Consider the following 14,943-nt stretch of genomic DNA (forward strand, 5'->3'; position numbering starts at 1 on the left):
TACTGTTAATTCAAATCAGTATGCTGAAAAAAGTAACATAGGGTATAATACTAATTAAAATTTATGCTGGACGGGAAGAGTGACCGTGCAGCTTTTTTGCGTGAAAGGAATGAAAGAACAATGAAAATGATTGTTGGCTTAGGAAATATTGGGACGCGATACGATGAGACCCGTCATAATACTGGCTTTATGGTAGTTGATCAACTAGCACGAGATTATCATCTGGGAGCATTTACGCACCTAAAACAAGAAGCGGTCGCAGTCAGTGGAGTAATTAATGGTGAAAAAGTAATGTTGGTTAAGCCAACGACGTTTATGAATGATTCAGGACGAGCAGTCGGACCGTTAGTAGATTATTATGATATTGATTTGGATGATCTTGTAATTGTTAATGATGACTTAGATATGCCAGTTGGCAAAGTACGCTTAAAAACACATGGAGCTTCTGGTGGCCATAATGGACTTAAAAGTATTATCAGCGTGTTAGGAACTAAGAACTTCAACCGAGTAAAAGTAGGAATTGATCATCCCCAACATGGAACGGTGGTAAGTCATGTCTTAGGTAAATTTTCTAAAGATGAACGACCAAAATTTGATCAAGCAGTTGAACAAGCTGAGCATGCATTAGAAGACTGGATTAATGGAGAAGACTTTGCCAAGTTAATGAATACTTACAATTAAAATAGAAAGGTGGCGTTGATGGTGCAGATAGAAAATTTAATCGAGAAGACGCCATCATTTAAACAAATTACGGCTGACCTCCAACCCAAGCATCATCAATTGATAACGGGGATTTCTGGATCGGCACGAACTGAATTACTAAGTGCTCTTTCTAAAGAAGGGCAACAACCAATTCTGGTAGTGACCGACACAATTTCCCATATGCAGGAATTAGCTAGTGACTTAGAGAACCTTCTTCCTGCTAATCGCGTTTACCAGTTTCCGGTTGAGGAGGTTTTAGCGGCAGAAGTAGCAACTAGTTCTCCTAACTATCGTCTTCAGCGGGTACTGGCTTTAAATGCGTTGATTAATAGAGAACCGGCAGTTGTGGTTGCATCTGCCGCGGGATTACGGCGCAATATTATTTCACCGGAATACTTTGCTCAGTCCTCGTTAAAAATTAAGCCTGGCGGGGAAGTGGATCCAGCTAAAATTCGGCAGCAGTTAAGCGCAATGGGGTACCAATATCAAAAAATGGTTTTGCGTCCTGGTGATTTTGCAATTCGTGGGTCGATTATTGATATCTATGCCTTAAATACTGATAATCCGGTTAGAATTGATCTCTTTGATACAGAAGTTGATTCGCTCCGGTATTTTGATGCTAGTACCCAGCGAAGTATTGATAATGTTGAAGAAGTTCAAATACTGCCAGCGACAGACTTTATCATCCCATCGACTGAATTTTCGCGGGTGGCTAAAGCGCTTGATGCTGAATACAAAAAGGTAGTGAAAGAATTAAGTGCTGATGATGCTGATATTAAACAGCAGGTGGCTAACCGCTTTGAACCATTATTGAACGCGCTTAAGAACCAGCACTTGCCTAATGAACTTTTAGAATTTAGCAACCTGGTTTATCCGGCTAAGCATTCCTTATTTGATTATCTTCCTGATGATGGGACAATTTACTTTGATGATTTGACGCGGATAAAGCAATTTGCCAAGCAGATGACCCAAGAAGATGTAGGCTGGTTTAAAGATAAGGTTGCTCACCATCAATTAACAGATGTTCCAGATCTTAGCAATGACGTATCGACCATAATAAAAAAAGACCTGCATCCGCAAATTTATGGCGCCCTATTTAAAAAAGGTCTCGGTAATATTAAACTTAGCCAAATTACCGACCTAAAAAGCAGAACCATGCAACGTTTCTTTGGACAAATGCCACTACTGAAAGCCGAACTTCAACGGTGGATTGATCAAGGGCAAACGGTGGTCCTGATGGCTAATAGTCCAGAACGACGAAAGCAAATTGCCCAAACGCTTGCTGACTTTGAGATCACCGCAACAGAAACTGAATTAACAAACATCAAGCCGAATATTGTTCAAATTGTTGCTGCTAATTTAAACAATGGATTTGAAATGCCGCTTGCTGGGCTGATTGTTATTACGGAAGGCGAGATGTTTAAGCAAGTAAAGAAAGTTCATCATCGTCCACAAAAACTTGCCAATGCCGAACGATTAAAAAATTATACTGACCTTAAACCGGGGGACTATGTAGTTCATGTCAATCATGGAATTGGGATTTTTAGTGGAATTAAGACGATGGAAGTTGATCATGTTCATCAAGACTACATGATCATTAATTACCGGGACAACGCTCAGATATATGTTCCAGTAACCCAGCTAAACCTTGTTCAAAAGTATGTCTCATCAGAATCGAAGACTCCGCATATCAACAAGCTTGGCGGTAACGAATGGGCAAAGACTAAACGGCGCGTTTCTTCAAAAATTGAAGATATCGCTGATGAATTAGTTGACTTATATGCTAAGCGAGAAGCGGAGAAGGGGTATGCTTTTCCGAAAGACGATTATCTCCAAAAACAATTTGATGCTAATTTCCCATATAATGAAACTCGTGATCAGTTACGAAGTATTGATGAAATTAAAGAAGATATGGAAAAGCCAAAGCCGATGGATCGACTATTGGTAGGAGATGTCGGCTATGGTAAAACCGAAGTTGCAATGCGGGCAATTTTTAAGGCAGTTACTGGTGGGAAGCAGGTTGCCTTCTTGGTACCAACAACTGTTCTTGCCCAGCAACATTACAACACCCTCGTGCGCCGGTTTGAGGGATTCCCAATCAACATTGCCTTGATGTCACGTTTTAAGACGCCAAAAGAGCTCAAAGAGACAGAAGCAGGGCTAAAGGATGGAAGTGTCGATGTCGTTGTCGGAACTCACCGAATCCTATCAAAAGATGTTGAATTCAAGGACCTTGGGCTGTTAATTGTTGATGAAGAACAGCGATTTGGGGTAAAGCATAAGGAAAAGCTAAAACAATTAAAAAATAATGTTGATGTTTTAACCTTAACAGCAACCCCGATCCCCCGAACCTTGCATATGTCAATGCTGGGCGTACGGGACTTATCAGTTCTTGAAACACCGCCCGCTGGCCGTTACCCAATCCAAACCTATGTAATGGAGCAAAATAGTGGTGCGATTCGTGATGGAATTATTCGTGAAATGCAACGTGGCGGACAGGTTTATTACCTTCATAATCGCGTTCATGACATTGAAGAGACAGTGGCATGGTTACAAGAACTTGTTCCTGAAGCACGGATTGGCTATATTAATGGTCAGATGAGTGAAAATGAACTGGAGACAGTCCTCTATGAGTTTATTCAAGGAAATTACGATGTGTTAGTAACTACCTCTATTATTGAAACGGGGGTTGATATCCCCAACGCTAATACTCTCTTTGTTGAAAACGCTGATCGGATGGGGTTAGCACAGTTATATCAGATTCGTGGACGGATTGGTCGTAGTAATCGGGTGGCTTATGCTTACTTTATGTATCAACCTAATAAGGTCTTAACAGAATTAGGAGAAAAGCGGTTGGCCGCAATTCGTGATTTTACCGAGTTGGGATCTGGATTTAAGATTGCGATGCGCGATCTTGCTATTCGGGGAGCTGGTAACCTCTTGGGAAAACAGCAGCATGGATTTATCGATTCTGTTGGTTATGACCTTTATTCAGCGATGCTTAGTGATGCGGTAGCTAAAAAGCAGGGTAAGAAGCAAACTATTCACTCTGATGCGGAAGTTGAGTTAGGGGTTGAAGCTTACCTACCAACGGACTATATTGCTGATCAACGGCAAAAGATCGAATTATATAAGACAATTCGCCAAGCTAAGACGGATGAAGAAGTTATTGATATTCAAGGTGACTTGATTGATCGGTTTGGCGATTATCCGGCACCTGTTGGGACACTGTTACTTGTAAGCCAATTGAAGAATCATGCTGACCTGGCAATGATTGCTGAGATTAAACGACAACGAGATAATATTAATATTAAGTTTACCGAACGGGCTAGTCGCTTGATTAAAGCCCCCGCAATAATTAAAGAGTTAGCTAATACGCGGTTTAAAGCGACAATTGGTGAGGATGATCAGCAACTAACGATTCGGCTGGTTATCCAACCTAAAATGACAACTGATGATTGGCTTCACCAGTTACTACAATTTATAACGGCTTTAGGAAATGTTATTCAAGCCGATGAAAAAGGAGCGGAAAAATGAGATTAGATAAATTTTTAAAAGTATCACGAATTATTAAACGTCGATCAATCGCTAAGGAAATCGCGGATCAAGGACGGATCTTAATTAATGGGCAACCAGCAAAATCATCTAGTCGGGTAGCGGTTGGTGATACTTTAACAATTAAGTTTGGTAATAAGACAGAAACGGTTAAAATTAATCGAATTGTTGAAACAACGAAAAAGAGTGAAGCGGAAGATATGTATGAAATTGTCGATGAAACTTATGCGGAATCCTTTGACCAACTATAATGTCTTCTGAGATATAAAAAAGTTGATAATTATATAGACATTCTCTGCGGTAACTTGCTATACTTAAAGCGTGATAAGTTAAAATGGAGGGGAATGTCAGATGAAAGGACGATCTGATAGCAAAATTTCACAATTAAATACCCCATATGCCCGCCAGGTTTCGAATCAAAAAACATATAATCGGCATGTGCACAAGCGCCGTTGTCAGCGGATTATTGCTGTTTTTTTGGTTATATTCTTAATCTTTGGAATTCAGATATTTCAAAGCAAACGGACATTAGCGGATATTAATGGTAATATTCGACAAGCACAATCACAATTAACAAAACAAAAACAAAAAAATCAACAATTACAACGTCAGATTAAGATGTTACATAATCCCGAATACATCCAACAGGTTATTCGTGCCAAGTATAATTACTCTAAAAAAGGCGAGACGATCTACAATTTGAACTAATGATCACAAAATTAGCTCAATAAGATGTTTTTAGTAGGGTTAGAATATTTTAAATGTTAAAATTAAGAATGTAATTGGGTGATTTTCAGCTTAATTTTTTAATGAGAAGATTAGTTATTTTCATACGTTTTCAAGATGAAGTTATGATATACTCAAATACAAAAATATGAGATGGTTCAGGAGGATCTATAGTTTTCATGGCAATTGAAGTTGGAGCAAAGGTTTCAGGTAAAGTTTCAGGAATCACTAATTTTGGTGCATTCGTTGATTTAGATGATAATCAGACAGGGCTAGTACATATCAGTCAAATCTCTGATAAATATATCAAGGACGTTCATGATGTATTGGCTGTCGGGGATGAAGTTACAGCAAAAGTAACTCGGATTGGTGATGACGGTAAGATTGCTCTTTCAATCAAGGCTGCAGCTCCTCGTGAACATCAAGATCATCATGAAAATAACCATCATCGTGAAAATAATCACCGGGATTTTCATCACGAACGGAATAATAATTTCCGTGGTCACAATGATAACTTCCGTGGTGGTTTTAATGGTCGTCACCATAATAGTCACCAACACGAAGACTTTAATGACATGTTAGCTGGCTACTTAAAAGAAAGCGAATCACGTTTATCTACTTTGAAGCGGCAAACTGATGGTAAACGTGGTGGCCGTGGCGGTCGTCGGAGTTAATATGACGGATTTACAACAAGCATTTGAGCGACACCTAGTAAGGAGTCGCTTTTTTGCTACCCAAGATAAGGTAGTAGTAGCCGTTTCAACCGGGATCGATTCGATGGTTCTTTTAGATCTCTTGCAGCACCTGCCGTTAAAGGATCGCCCCCAGATTATCGTTGCCCATATGAACCATGAATTACGAAAGCAAAGCCAGCTTGAAGAACGGTTTATTCGGCAATATTGTAAACAAAATGATTTAAAACTAGCAGTTGCACACTGGCCACAAAATCTTCATCCCCAGACCGGAGTTGAAAACGCTGCCCGGGAAGCACGCTACCAATTTTTTCGGGAAGTGATGAAAGATAATCAAGCAATGATCCTGCTAACGGCACACCACCAAAATGATCTAGCAGAAACAATGCTGATGAAGATGACTCGTGGTGGGCAGCTGAGTCAATTAGTAGGGATACGGGATCGGCGACCATTTGCTTCTGGTAGCTTAATTCGACCACTTTTGTCCTTTAGCAAACAGCAGTTAAAGAAATATGCTTTACAGCACCATCTTAAGTGGTATGAGGATAAGACGAATAAAGACTTGAACATTCAACGGAATCGATTTCGGCATGCGATAATTCCAATACTTGAAGAGGAAAATCCCCAGTTGCTTTCTCACCTCGAAAGCTATCATCAACAGTTAACAGATCTCCTTGCTTGGCGTGATCAAGCAGTTGCAGATCAATTAGCAGCATGTGTTGATCAACAAGGAAGGATGATCCTGGCAAGGCTAGCGAAAAACAAGGAAATTATTCGAAAAGAAATTTTACGACAATGGTTTAATCAACAAGGAATATATGATATTAAGGACCAGCAACTTGATGAACTTTTGCAGTCCTTAGAAAACAAGAAAAAGCCGCAGCAAACTATTGGGTTACCTCACCAGTACATTCTTGAAAAAAACTACGCTACTTGTGCGCTAAAAAAATTTGAGAATCCGCTTGAGAACCTACAAAAGCCCCAAGATCATGTGATAAAATTGGAACAATGGTATCAAGTAGATTCAATAAGCTTAATGGCGGTGTCAGCTGAAGAGTCATTTTTCAAGGGCGAAGAGCAGGTAGTTTTTCAATGGCTTGCTCCTGATCAATTTCCACTAGGTCTACGAAAATGGCGACAAAAAGATCGTATTCGCTTAAAAAAAGGTCATCACCAGTTAGTTAAACGGGTACTAATAGATCAAAAAGTTCCCCAAAAACAACGTGATCAGCAAATGGTCTTGGTCGATGCTCATGATGAGGTTGTCTGGATAGTTAATCGAAAGTGGAGTTGGTTTGAACGGCCGACCGACTATCGGCAGACATGGCAGCCATGTTTTATTGGAATAAAAAATAAGGAGAAGAAGGTAAATGAATAACGATATTGAGCGTGTCTTATATAGTGAAGAAATGCTTGGCAAACGAATGGACGAATTAGCAACGGACTTAACAAAAGACTATAAGGATAAACGGCCGATTATCATTTCCGTTCTAAGCGGAGCAGTTTTATTTACTGTTGACATGATTGAACGGCTAGATATTATGGCCCAAATCGACTTTATTGATGTTTCTAGTTATTTTGGTGGATTAGGTTCGACTGGAAAAGTTAAACTTATCCATGATTTAAAAACAGACGTTAAAGATCGGCATGTTCTAATTATGGAAGATATTGTTGATACTGGTCGTACTTTGAAATACTTGATGGACCTGTTGGCTGACCGGGGAGCAAAGAGCATCAAGGTTTGTTCATTATTAAATAAGCCAGAAGGTCGGAAAGTAGATGTCGAACCTGACTATGTTGGCTTTACGGTTCCTAAAGAATTCTTGGTTGGGTATGGTCTGGACTACAAGGGATTCTACCGAAATTTGCCATATGTGGGAATTTTGAAGCCATCTGTATACCAAAATGACTAAAAATGTTAGATAATTAGGATGACGGAAAAATCGATATTAAATGGACGGTATTTTAAAGATATTCTTAATTAACGTCCATTTTTATGGATCCGTAAATATGTAGTATGTATTATTAATAACATTGGTGATAAAACTATTAATTCTTCTGTGAAATTAATGGTCAATATTTGTCAAATATGCTATGATAGTGACTACAATTATAAAATATCGTTGCTGGTAGATAGGAGGTTGTTATGAACAACAATCGTAAAAAAAATAATTTTACTCATAACGTTCTCTTCTATGCCGTGATGTTCTTGTGTATTATGGGAATCGCCTACTTCTTCTTTGGGGGCAATACCTCAACAGGACAAAGTAAGACCGTTTCCCAAAGCGAGTTTATCTCCGAACTGAAGAGTAATAAGGTTAAGAGCGTTCAGCTTCAGCCAAATGGTGGTGTATATAAGGTTACGGGTACTTACCGTAAACCCCAGTCAAATAATGACAATTCCGCCAACAATACTGGCTTTGCTCTTACACCACAACGAAACAATAAGGTAACCCAATTCCAAAGTTCTGTTTTGGAAAGTGACGTAACTGTTAGTCAACTTCAAAACTATGCTAACCGTCATAATGTAAAGATTAGTACTCGTGCTGAAGAATCTAACAGTGTCTGGATGAACCTGTTGTTGACTGTCTTGCCATTAGTCATCATGATTTTCTTCTTCTACATGATGATGGGCCAAGCTGGTCAAGGTGGTGGCGGCCGTGGAGTGATGAGCTTTGGTAAGACCAAGGCTAAGCCATCTGATGCTAAGAAAAACAAAGTTCGTTTCTCAGATGTTGCCGGTGAAGAAGAAGAGAAACAAGAATTAGTTGAAATCGTTGAATTCTTGAAGAATCCAAAGAAGTTCACTAAGCTTGGTGCTCGTATTCCTTCTGGTGTTTTACTAGAGGGGCCTCCAGGTACTGGTAAGACCTTGCTAGCTAAGGCGGTTGCCGGTGAATCAGGGGTACCATTCTTCTCAATCTCTGGTTCTGACTTTGTTGAAATGTTCGTCGGGGTTGGTGCTAGTCGTGTTCGTGACTTGTTTGATCAAGCTAAGAAAGCTGCTCCAGCAATCATCTTCATTGATGAAATCGATGCCGTTGGTCGGCGCCGTGGAAATGGCATGGGCGGCGGTCACGATGAACGTGAACAAACCTTGAACCAATTGTTAGTTGAAATGGATGGTTTCCAAGGTGATGAAGGAATCATCGTAATGGCAGCTACAAACCGTTCAGATGTCTTGGATCCCGCACTTTTGCGTCCAGGACGTTTTGACCGAAAGATTTTGGTTGGTCGTCCAGATGTTAAGGGCCGTGAAGCCATTCTGCGAGTTCATGCTAAGAACAAGCCAATGGCAAGCGACGTTGATTTAAAGGAAATTGCTAAACAGACTCCTGGTTTTGTGGGGGCTGACTTAGCTAACCTCTTAAACGAAGCGGCCTTATTAGCTGCGCGGCGAGACAAAACTGAAATTGATGCTGCCGACTTGGATGAAGCAGAAGACCGGGTAATTGCTGGACCAGCTAAGCATAACCGTGTCCAATCTGAACAAGAACGAAAGACTGTTGCATACCACGAAGCAGGTCACACAATTGTAGGTCTTGTATTAAATGACGCACGAGTTGTGCACAAGGTTACTATTGTCCCACGTGGTCGTGCAGGTGGATATGCTATTATGCTTCCACGTGAAGATCAGATGTTAATGTCGAAAAAGAATGCGATGGAACAAATTGCTGGTCTGATGGGTGGACGGGCTGCTGAAGAGCTTGTCTTTAAGTCACAATCTTCAGGAGCTTCGAATGACTTTGAACAAGCAACCCAAATTGCTCGTTCAATGGTTACCCAGTACGGAATGAGTGATAAGATTGGTCCAGTAGAACTGCAAAGTTCTGGTCAGGTCTTTACAGGTCAAGGCTATGACCAATCGCCTTACTCCGAAAAGACTGCTGCTTTAGTTGATGAAGAAGTACGTCGAATCTTAACTGAAGGGCACGAAACTGCCTTACACATTATTGAGACGCACCGTGAGCAACATAAGCAAATCGCTGAAGCATTACTCAAGTACGAGACGCTTGATGAAAAACAAATCCTTAGTCTTTATAAGACTGGAAAAGTTCCTGATAAGGATGTCGCTGCTGAAGACGAAGAGGCACGCGCACAAACCTTTGAAGAATCCAAGCGTGAACTTGAACGATTGGAAAATGAGCGTCACGATGAAGCAAAAGATAATCAAAATGATTTATCTGATACTAAGAGTGACAACTCAAATGATTCACAATCAAGTGATGATTCAGACAATTCTGAAGACAAGTAAACTATTGAAAAGACGGAAGATACAAAACCTGATTGGTAGGTGGTGGTCTTCCGTCTTTTCTTTAGGTTAAATTTTAAGGAGGAATTTAAAATGAAAACAACAGATTATTTAGTAAAGTCAATGACTAAGGATGGAAAGTTTCGGGCTTACGCTGTAAATGCTACCCAAGTCGTTCAAAAGGCACATGAAATTCATGATACATGGAGTGCTTCTTCTGCTGCCCTTGGTCGAACGTTAATTGGAACGATTCTTTTGGCTACTTCTAGTTTACAAGGAGAAGCAGGAATGACGGTCAAGATTCAAGGAAATGGTCCGGTTGGCTTTATTATTGCGGATGGAACTGCTGAAGGAACTGTAAAAGGCTACATGGGTAATCCACACGTTTCTTTACCAGCAAATGATAAGGGAAAGATTGATGTCGCAAAGGCAATTGGTAATCAAGGGACCCTTTCTGTCACTAAGATGGCTCCAGGCGACAAGACACCATATACCGGTGAAGTAAATTTAGTTTCTGGTGAACTTGGTGATGACTTTACTTACTACCTTGCTCAATCTGAACAAATTCCTTCAGCGGTTGGCCTTTCAGTATTCGTTAACCCTGATGAAAATATTGATGTTGCTGGTGGTTTCATGATTCAAGTAATGCCTGGTGCTAGTGATGAAGAAATCAGCAAACTTGAAAAGACATTGAAGGGCTTGCCATTGGTATCACAAATGTTACGTGATGGTGATACGCCAGAAGATATTTTGAAGAAGATTTTTGGTGATGACTTAAAGATCCTTGAAACGATGCCAGTTCGTTATGCATGTGATTGCTCAAAGGAACGTTTTGCGCACGCCCTTGCAAGTATCTCTAAAGATGACATGAAGAAGCTGATTGACGAAGACCACCATGCAGAAGCTGTTTGCCAATTCTGCGGGAAGAAGTACGAATTTAACGAAGACGAATTAAAGAAGATCTACGCGGAAATGACGGCGAATGATGATAAAAAATCAACAGATGAAAAGTAATTTTTGGTGCTAAGCGCGTTGATATGCTATGATAGTTGAGTTATCGGACAATTAAAAATGAAACTGGATGGCCAGCACAGTTTCTTAAGCAGTAATGAGGTGAAAAAATGAAGTGGAAGATCGGTAACGTTGAAATTCCTAATCAAGTTGTTGTTGCACCAATGGCTGGAGTAACCAATTCCGCCTTTCGGGTTATCTGTAAAAGATTTGGTGCTGGCTACGTTGTCTGTGAAATGATCTCAGACCGTGGCATTATGTACCATAATCAACGAACTTTAAATATGATGGATGTCGACCCAGAAGAGCATCCAATGGGAATTCAAATTTTTGGTGGAACCAAAGAGACATTAGTTGAGGCTGCTAAGTATGTAGATCAACATACAGCAGCTGACGTGATTGATATAAATATGGGGTGCCCTGTTAATAAGGTTGTTAAAACTGACGCGGGTGCACGGTGGTTACTGGATCCTAATAAAGTCTATGAAATGGTGTCATATGTTACTGATGCTGTTAAAAAGCCAGTTACCGTTAAGATGCGAACGGGTTGGGACGACAAGCATATTTTAGCTGTTGAAAATGCTTTAGCAGCTGAACGTGCAGGAGCTAGCGCAATTGCGATGCATGGTCGAACTCGAAAACAAATGTATACGGGACAAGCAGATTGGAATATACTAAAAGAAGTAGCGAGTCAATTGAAAATTCCGTTCATGGCTAATGGTGATGTGAAGACACCAGAAGATGCAAAGAAGATTCTTGATATGACTGGCGCAACCGCCGCAATGATCGGTCGGGCAGCGATGGGTAACCCATGGATGCTAAAGCGGACTGAACATTACTTGGAGACCGGTGAGTTGCTTCCAGAAGCAACCCCAGAACAAAAGATTGAAATGGCCAAGGACCACCTTAATCGTTTAGTTGATTTAAAGGGTGAATATGTGGGAGTTCGTGAGTTCCGTGGGTTATCTACGTACTATATCAAGGGTATTCCACGTGCTGCCCGGACTAAGGTAGCGCTAGTCGAGGCTGAAACACTTGATGAAATGAACGATATTTTTGACCGCTTTGCTGAACAAACTGCAGAACGAGCTGCAAAAAGACAGCAAGCTTAATTACGAGGAGGAGAACTTAAGTGTCACAAGAACTAGATCAAATGCGCGTTCGGCGTGAAAAAATGGAAGAGTTAAAAGAAGCGGGAATTGAACCATTTGGCCGCCGCTTCAAACGAGACCATCTTGCTCAAGACTTGCATGATAAATTTGATCAATACGATAAAGAAGAATTAAACGAGATGGGCGCCAAAGTAATTATTGCGGGTCGAATGACAAGAAAGCGGAGTAGTGGTAAGGCTGGGTTCGCTGACTTTGTTGATCGGACTGGCAAGATTCAAGTCTACGCTCGTAAGGATATGGTAGGAGATGAACCTTACCATGTTTTCAAGCGATCAGATATTGGTGACTTCCTGGGAATTGAAGGGGATGTTATCAAGACAGATACAGGCGAATTAACTGTTCGTGCACATAAAATTACCTTCTTGTCAAAAGCATTGCGTCCGCTTCCTAATAAGTGGGATGGGGTTACTGATCCTGAAACTATCTATCGTCAGCGTTACCTTGATTTAATTTCTAACCCAGAAAGTTTCAAGCGTTTCCACCAACGGACAGCGATCATCAAGGCTGTCCGGAAGTACATGGATGATAATGGTTTTACAGAAGTTGAAACCCCAATCTTGAACACGCAAGCTGGTGGTGCTAATGCGCGTCCATTTATCACTCACCACAATGCGCTTGATATTGATATGTACTTGCGGATTGCTACCGAATTGTACCTCAAGCGGTTAATTGTTGGTGGCTTTGAACGGGTATACGAATTGGGCCGGATTTTCCGGAATGAAGGGATGGACCCTCACCATAACCCTGAATTTACTACAATGGAAACTTATGCTGCTTACTTTGACTTCCAAGATGTTATGGATGAAACAGAAGGAATCGTTAAGGCAGCAGCTAAAGTTGTTTCAGATGATGGAAAGATTACTTACCAAGGACATGAAATTGACCTTGGAGGAAACTTTAAACGGATCACGATGGTGGATGCCGTTAAGGAAAAGACTGGCATTGACTTCAGCGATGAATCAATGACGGACGAAGATGCTAAGAAGTTAGCCGACGAACACAAGGTTGAATATAAGCCGTACTGGACAAAGGGGCATATCTTGAATGCGTTCTTTGAAGAGTTTGTTGAAGATACGCTTATTCAACCAACTTTTGTCTATGAATTCCCAGTCGAAGTTTCACCATTGGCAAAGCGGAATGCTGATAATCCTGCGATGACTGATCGTTTCGAATTGTATGTTGATGGTAGCGAATTGGCAAATGCCTTTAGCGAATTAAACGATCCAATTGATCAGAAGGAACGTTTTGAAATGCAAGCAAAGGAAAAAGCTAACGGTAATGATGAAGCTGAACCGGTCGACTTAGATTATGTTCAAGCCCTTGAATACGGGATGCCACCTACTGGGGGACTTGGTATCGGAATCGATCGTCTTGTAATGCTCCTTACTGATGCTAAATCTATTCGGGATGTTATCCTCTTCCCAACAATGCGTCCGGAAAAGGAAACTAAGAACGATTCAAAGAAAAAGAAGAACAAGAAGAAGTAAGCTAAATAGTTGATGAAGGCTTTAAGGAGTCTTTGAAAAATTAGCATAAACAGATAACTCGGATTCCATTTTTATGGGGTGCGAGTTTTTTGTTATGATAGAATAACTATTAATTCAGAGGAGAAATGAGGGAGATTGATGGGTGAATTAGAAAAGTTAAAGTAAGACTGTATAGTAAAACAAAAGCGAGGGCTGCATATAATAATTGCTTCGATCGTAGTATGGGGCGGTATTCTTGCCGTAGAACTACTTAATATTCCCCTCCTTACTAAAAACTTATTCGTATTTGTCTGTACGGCCTTATTTTTACCAATATCCTATTTCATATCTCGATTGATTAATGTGGATTATTCAAAATAAGACAAATCCGTTAACTAAGTTAGGGATGTTGTTTTCGATGAATCAGCTTTTGTATCTTTTAATTACAATGTGGATTTATCCGACTATTCCCGATAAAATGTTAATGGTGTTAGCGATAATATTTGGTGCTCATTTACTGCCATATAGTTGGTTGTATAATTCTAGGATTTATTTTGTTTCATCGATAGTAATTTCTATATTAGCTTTATTGGTGGGAATTAATTTCGAACCGTTTATTTTAGCATCAGTTATGCTTACCATAGTAATAGTATTTTGCATTACCTTAATATTAGAAAATCAGCAACTTGACTGAAAGGCTCCGATCCGTAAAGAAGAGCGAAGTCCTTTCTTGCTATATTATTCTAATTCTTGTGAACCTCCTAATGGGAAGGAGTAACGATCTATCCGAGAAATAGGAAAAGAGAATAATTGAGGAAGTAAAATTATCGAAAATAATATAGGCAAATACACTGTGTTACCAACTGATTTTAATATCGATACTTTGCAAATTAGTACCCCATATTAATTAATAGTAACTTTAGGGGTAGTAAAGAAATACTAATTGGCAAGAATCATAGGGAGGTACGGACAAACTTAGGTAAAAGAAAAACGGGTTTAAGAAGTTAATAGATAGTAATGAAAATAAAATTCAAAAAAGTTGAAAAAAGGTGTTGACGAAAGAATGAAATCCATGTATAGTAGTTATCGTTGTCAAAACAGTTAAGTGCTGTTGAGATGGTTTAACAAAAAAGTTAAAAATAACTATTGACATCTGATTGACGACATGATATATTAATAAAGTTGCTGGTTGAGTTATCGTTCAAAAGAAATTCAAAATTAATTAAAATTTCTTCTTGACAAGCTAATCTGATACATGTTATAATAAATATGTTGATTGGCTGCTTGGTTAGCCAACAGGTAGACCTTTGAAAACTGAACAAAGTTTCGACGAATCAAATGTGTAGGGTCTTCAATCACGATGTGAT

Annotated in this window: 13 protein-coding genes; all 13 read left to right on the forward strand. The window is 39.9% G+C overall.

What is annotated here, in order from left to right; all coding sequences use genetic code 11:
• The first annotated feature begins 120 nt into the window (after positions 1-120).
• The 13 genes from pth to H5S10_RS10590 all read left to right on the forward strand — a co-directional run bounded on the left by pth (position 121) and on the right by H5S10_RS10590 (position 14,270).
• Entirely contained in the window at positions 121-681 is a 561-nt protein-coding gene (gene pth, locus H5S10_RS06625; RefSeq protein ID WP_182586938.1) for an aminoacyl-tRNA hydrolase, read from the forward strand.
• 18 nt (positions 682-699) lie between these two features.
• The gene (gene mfd / locus H5S10_RS06630; RefSeq protein ID WP_182589122.1) at positions 700-4,239 is read left to right on the forward strand and encodes a transcription-repair coupling factor; all 3,540 of its coding nucleotides are present in this window, start codon (positions 700-702) and stop codon (positions 4,237-4,239) included.
• Positions 4,236-4,508: an RNA-binding S4 domain-containing protein gene (locus tag H5S10_RS06635; protein WP_003665648.1), complete on the forward strand. Its 273-nt coding sequence runs from the start codon at positions 4,236-4,238 to the stop codon at positions 4,506-4,508. The genes mfd and H5S10_RS06635 overlap by 4 nt, the downstream gene beginning before the upstream one ends.
• A 100-nt stretch (positions 4,509-4,608) precedes the next feature.
• Positions 4,609-4,965, forward strand: a complete 357-nt coding sequence (locus H5S10_RS06640) for an FtsB family cell division protein (RefSeq protein WP_182586936.1) — start codon at positions 4,609-4,611, stop codon at positions 4,963-4,965.
• Positions 4,966-5,162: 197 nt separating this feature from the next.
• Positions 5,163-5,657, forward strand: coding sequence for a S1 domain-containing RNA-binding protein (locus H5S10_RS06645; protein ID WP_182586935.1), 495 nt, complete (start codon positions 5,163-5,165; stop codon positions 5,655-5,657).
• 1 nt (position 5,658) lies between these two features.
• A complete protein-coding gene (gene tilS / locus H5S10_RS06650; protein ID WP_182589124.1) occupies positions 5,659-7,053 on the forward strand; it encodes a tRNA lysidine(34) synthetase TilS in 1,395 nt (464 codons plus the stop codon).
• A complete protein-coding gene (gene hpt / locus H5S10_RS06655; protein ID WP_003665656.1) occupies positions 7,046-7,588 on the forward strand; it encodes a hypoxanthine phosphoribosyltransferase in 543 nt (180 codons plus the stop codon). The genes tilS and hpt overlap by 8 nt, the downstream gene beginning before the upstream one ends.
• Positions 7,589-7,821: 233 nt before the next feature.
• Positions 7,822-9,930 (forward strand): ATP-dependent zinc metalloprotease FtsH, encoded by a 2,109-nt coding sequence (ftsH, locus tag H5S10_RS06660; protein ID WP_182589123.1) that lies wholly within the window; start codon positions 7,822-7,824, stop codon positions 9,928-9,930.
• Positions 9,931-10,020: 90 nt separating this feature from the next.
• Positions 10,021-10,941 carry an Hsp33 family molecular chaperone HslO gene (gene hslO / locus H5S10_RS06665; RefSeq protein WP_003665660.1) on the forward strand — a complete coding sequence of 307 codons (921 nt, stop codon included), beginning with the start codon at positions 10,021-10,023 and terminating at the stop codon, positions 10,939-10,941.
• Between the two features lie 107 nt (positions 10,942-11,048).
• The gene (dusB, locus tag H5S10_RS06670) at positions 11,049-12,050 is read left to right on the forward strand and encodes a tRNA dihydrouridine synthase DusB (protein WP_003674674.1); all 1,002 of its coding nucleotides are present in this window, start codon (positions 11,049-11,051) and stop codon (positions 12,048-12,050) included.
• A 20-nt stretch (positions 12,051-12,070) separates the two neighbouring features.
• A complete protein-coding gene (lysS, locus tag H5S10_RS06675; protein WP_139561164.1) occupies positions 12,071-13,597 on the forward strand; it encodes a lysine--tRNA ligase in 1,527 nt (508 codons plus the stop codon).
• Positions 13,598-13,810: 213 nt separating this feature from the next.
• Entirely contained in the window at positions 13,811-13,957 is a 147-nt protein-coding gene (locus H5S10_RS10585; RefSeq protein WP_407657691.1) for a DUF7010 family protein, read from the forward strand.
• 37 nt (positions 13,958-13,994) lie between these two features.
• Complete coding sequence (locus tag H5S10_RS10590) at positions 13,995-14,270, forward strand: DUF7010 family protein (RefSeq protein WP_407657690.1); 276 nt, start codon at positions 13,995-13,997, stop codon at positions 14,268-14,270.
• The last annotated feature ends 673 nt before the right edge of the window (positions 14,271-14,943 follow it).

This window comes from Limosilactobacillus balticus, assembly GCF_014145615.1.
Lineage (GTDB): Bacteria > Bacillota > Bacilli > Lactobacillales > Lactobacillaceae > Limosilactobacillus > Limosilactobacillus balticus.

Excerpts from the sequence above, each read along its gene's own strand:
- mfd (WP_182589122.1), top strand. The coding sequence starts at position 700 with ATGGTGCAGATAGAAAATTTAATCGAGAAGACGCCATCATTTAAACAA.
- H5S10_RS10590 (WP_407657690.1), top strand. The coding sequence starts at position 13,995 with ATGAATCAGCTTTTGTATCTTTTAATTACAATGTGGATTTATCCGACT.
- H5S10_RS06640 (WP_182586936.1), top strand. The coding sequence starts at position 4,609 with ATGAAAGGACGATCTGATAGCAAAATTTCACAATTAAATACCCCATAT.
- pth (WP_182586938.1), top strand. The coding sequence starts at position 121 with ATGAAAATGATTGTTGGCTTAGGAAATATTGGGACGCGATACGATGAG.
- H5S10_RS06635 (WP_003665648.1), top strand. The coding sequence starts at position 4,236 with ATGAGATTAGATAAATTTTTAAAAGTATCACGAATTATTAAACGTCGA.
- H5S10_RS06645 (WP_182586935.1), top strand. The coding sequence starts at position 5,163 with ATGGCAATTGAAGTTGGAGCAAAGGTTTCAGGTAAAGTTTCAGGAATC.
- ftsH (WP_182589123.1), top strand. The coding sequence starts at position 7,822 with ATGAACAACAATCGTAAAAAAAATAATTTTACTCATAACGTTCTCTTC.
- hslO (WP_003665660.1), top strand. The coding sequence starts at position 10,021 with ATGAAAACAACAGATTATTTAGTAAAGTCAATGACTAAGGATGGAAAG.
- hpt (WP_003665656.1), top strand. The coding sequence starts at position 7,046 with ATGAATAACGATATTGAGCGTGTCTTATATAGTGAAGAAATGCTTGGC.
- tilS (WP_182589124.1), top strand. The coding sequence starts at position 5,659 with ATGACGGATTTACAACAAGCATTTGAGCGACACCTAGTAAGGAGTCGC.
- dusB (WP_003674674.1), top strand. The coding sequence starts at position 11,049 with ATGAAGTGGAAGATCGGTAACGTTGAAATTCCTAATCAAGTTGTTGTT.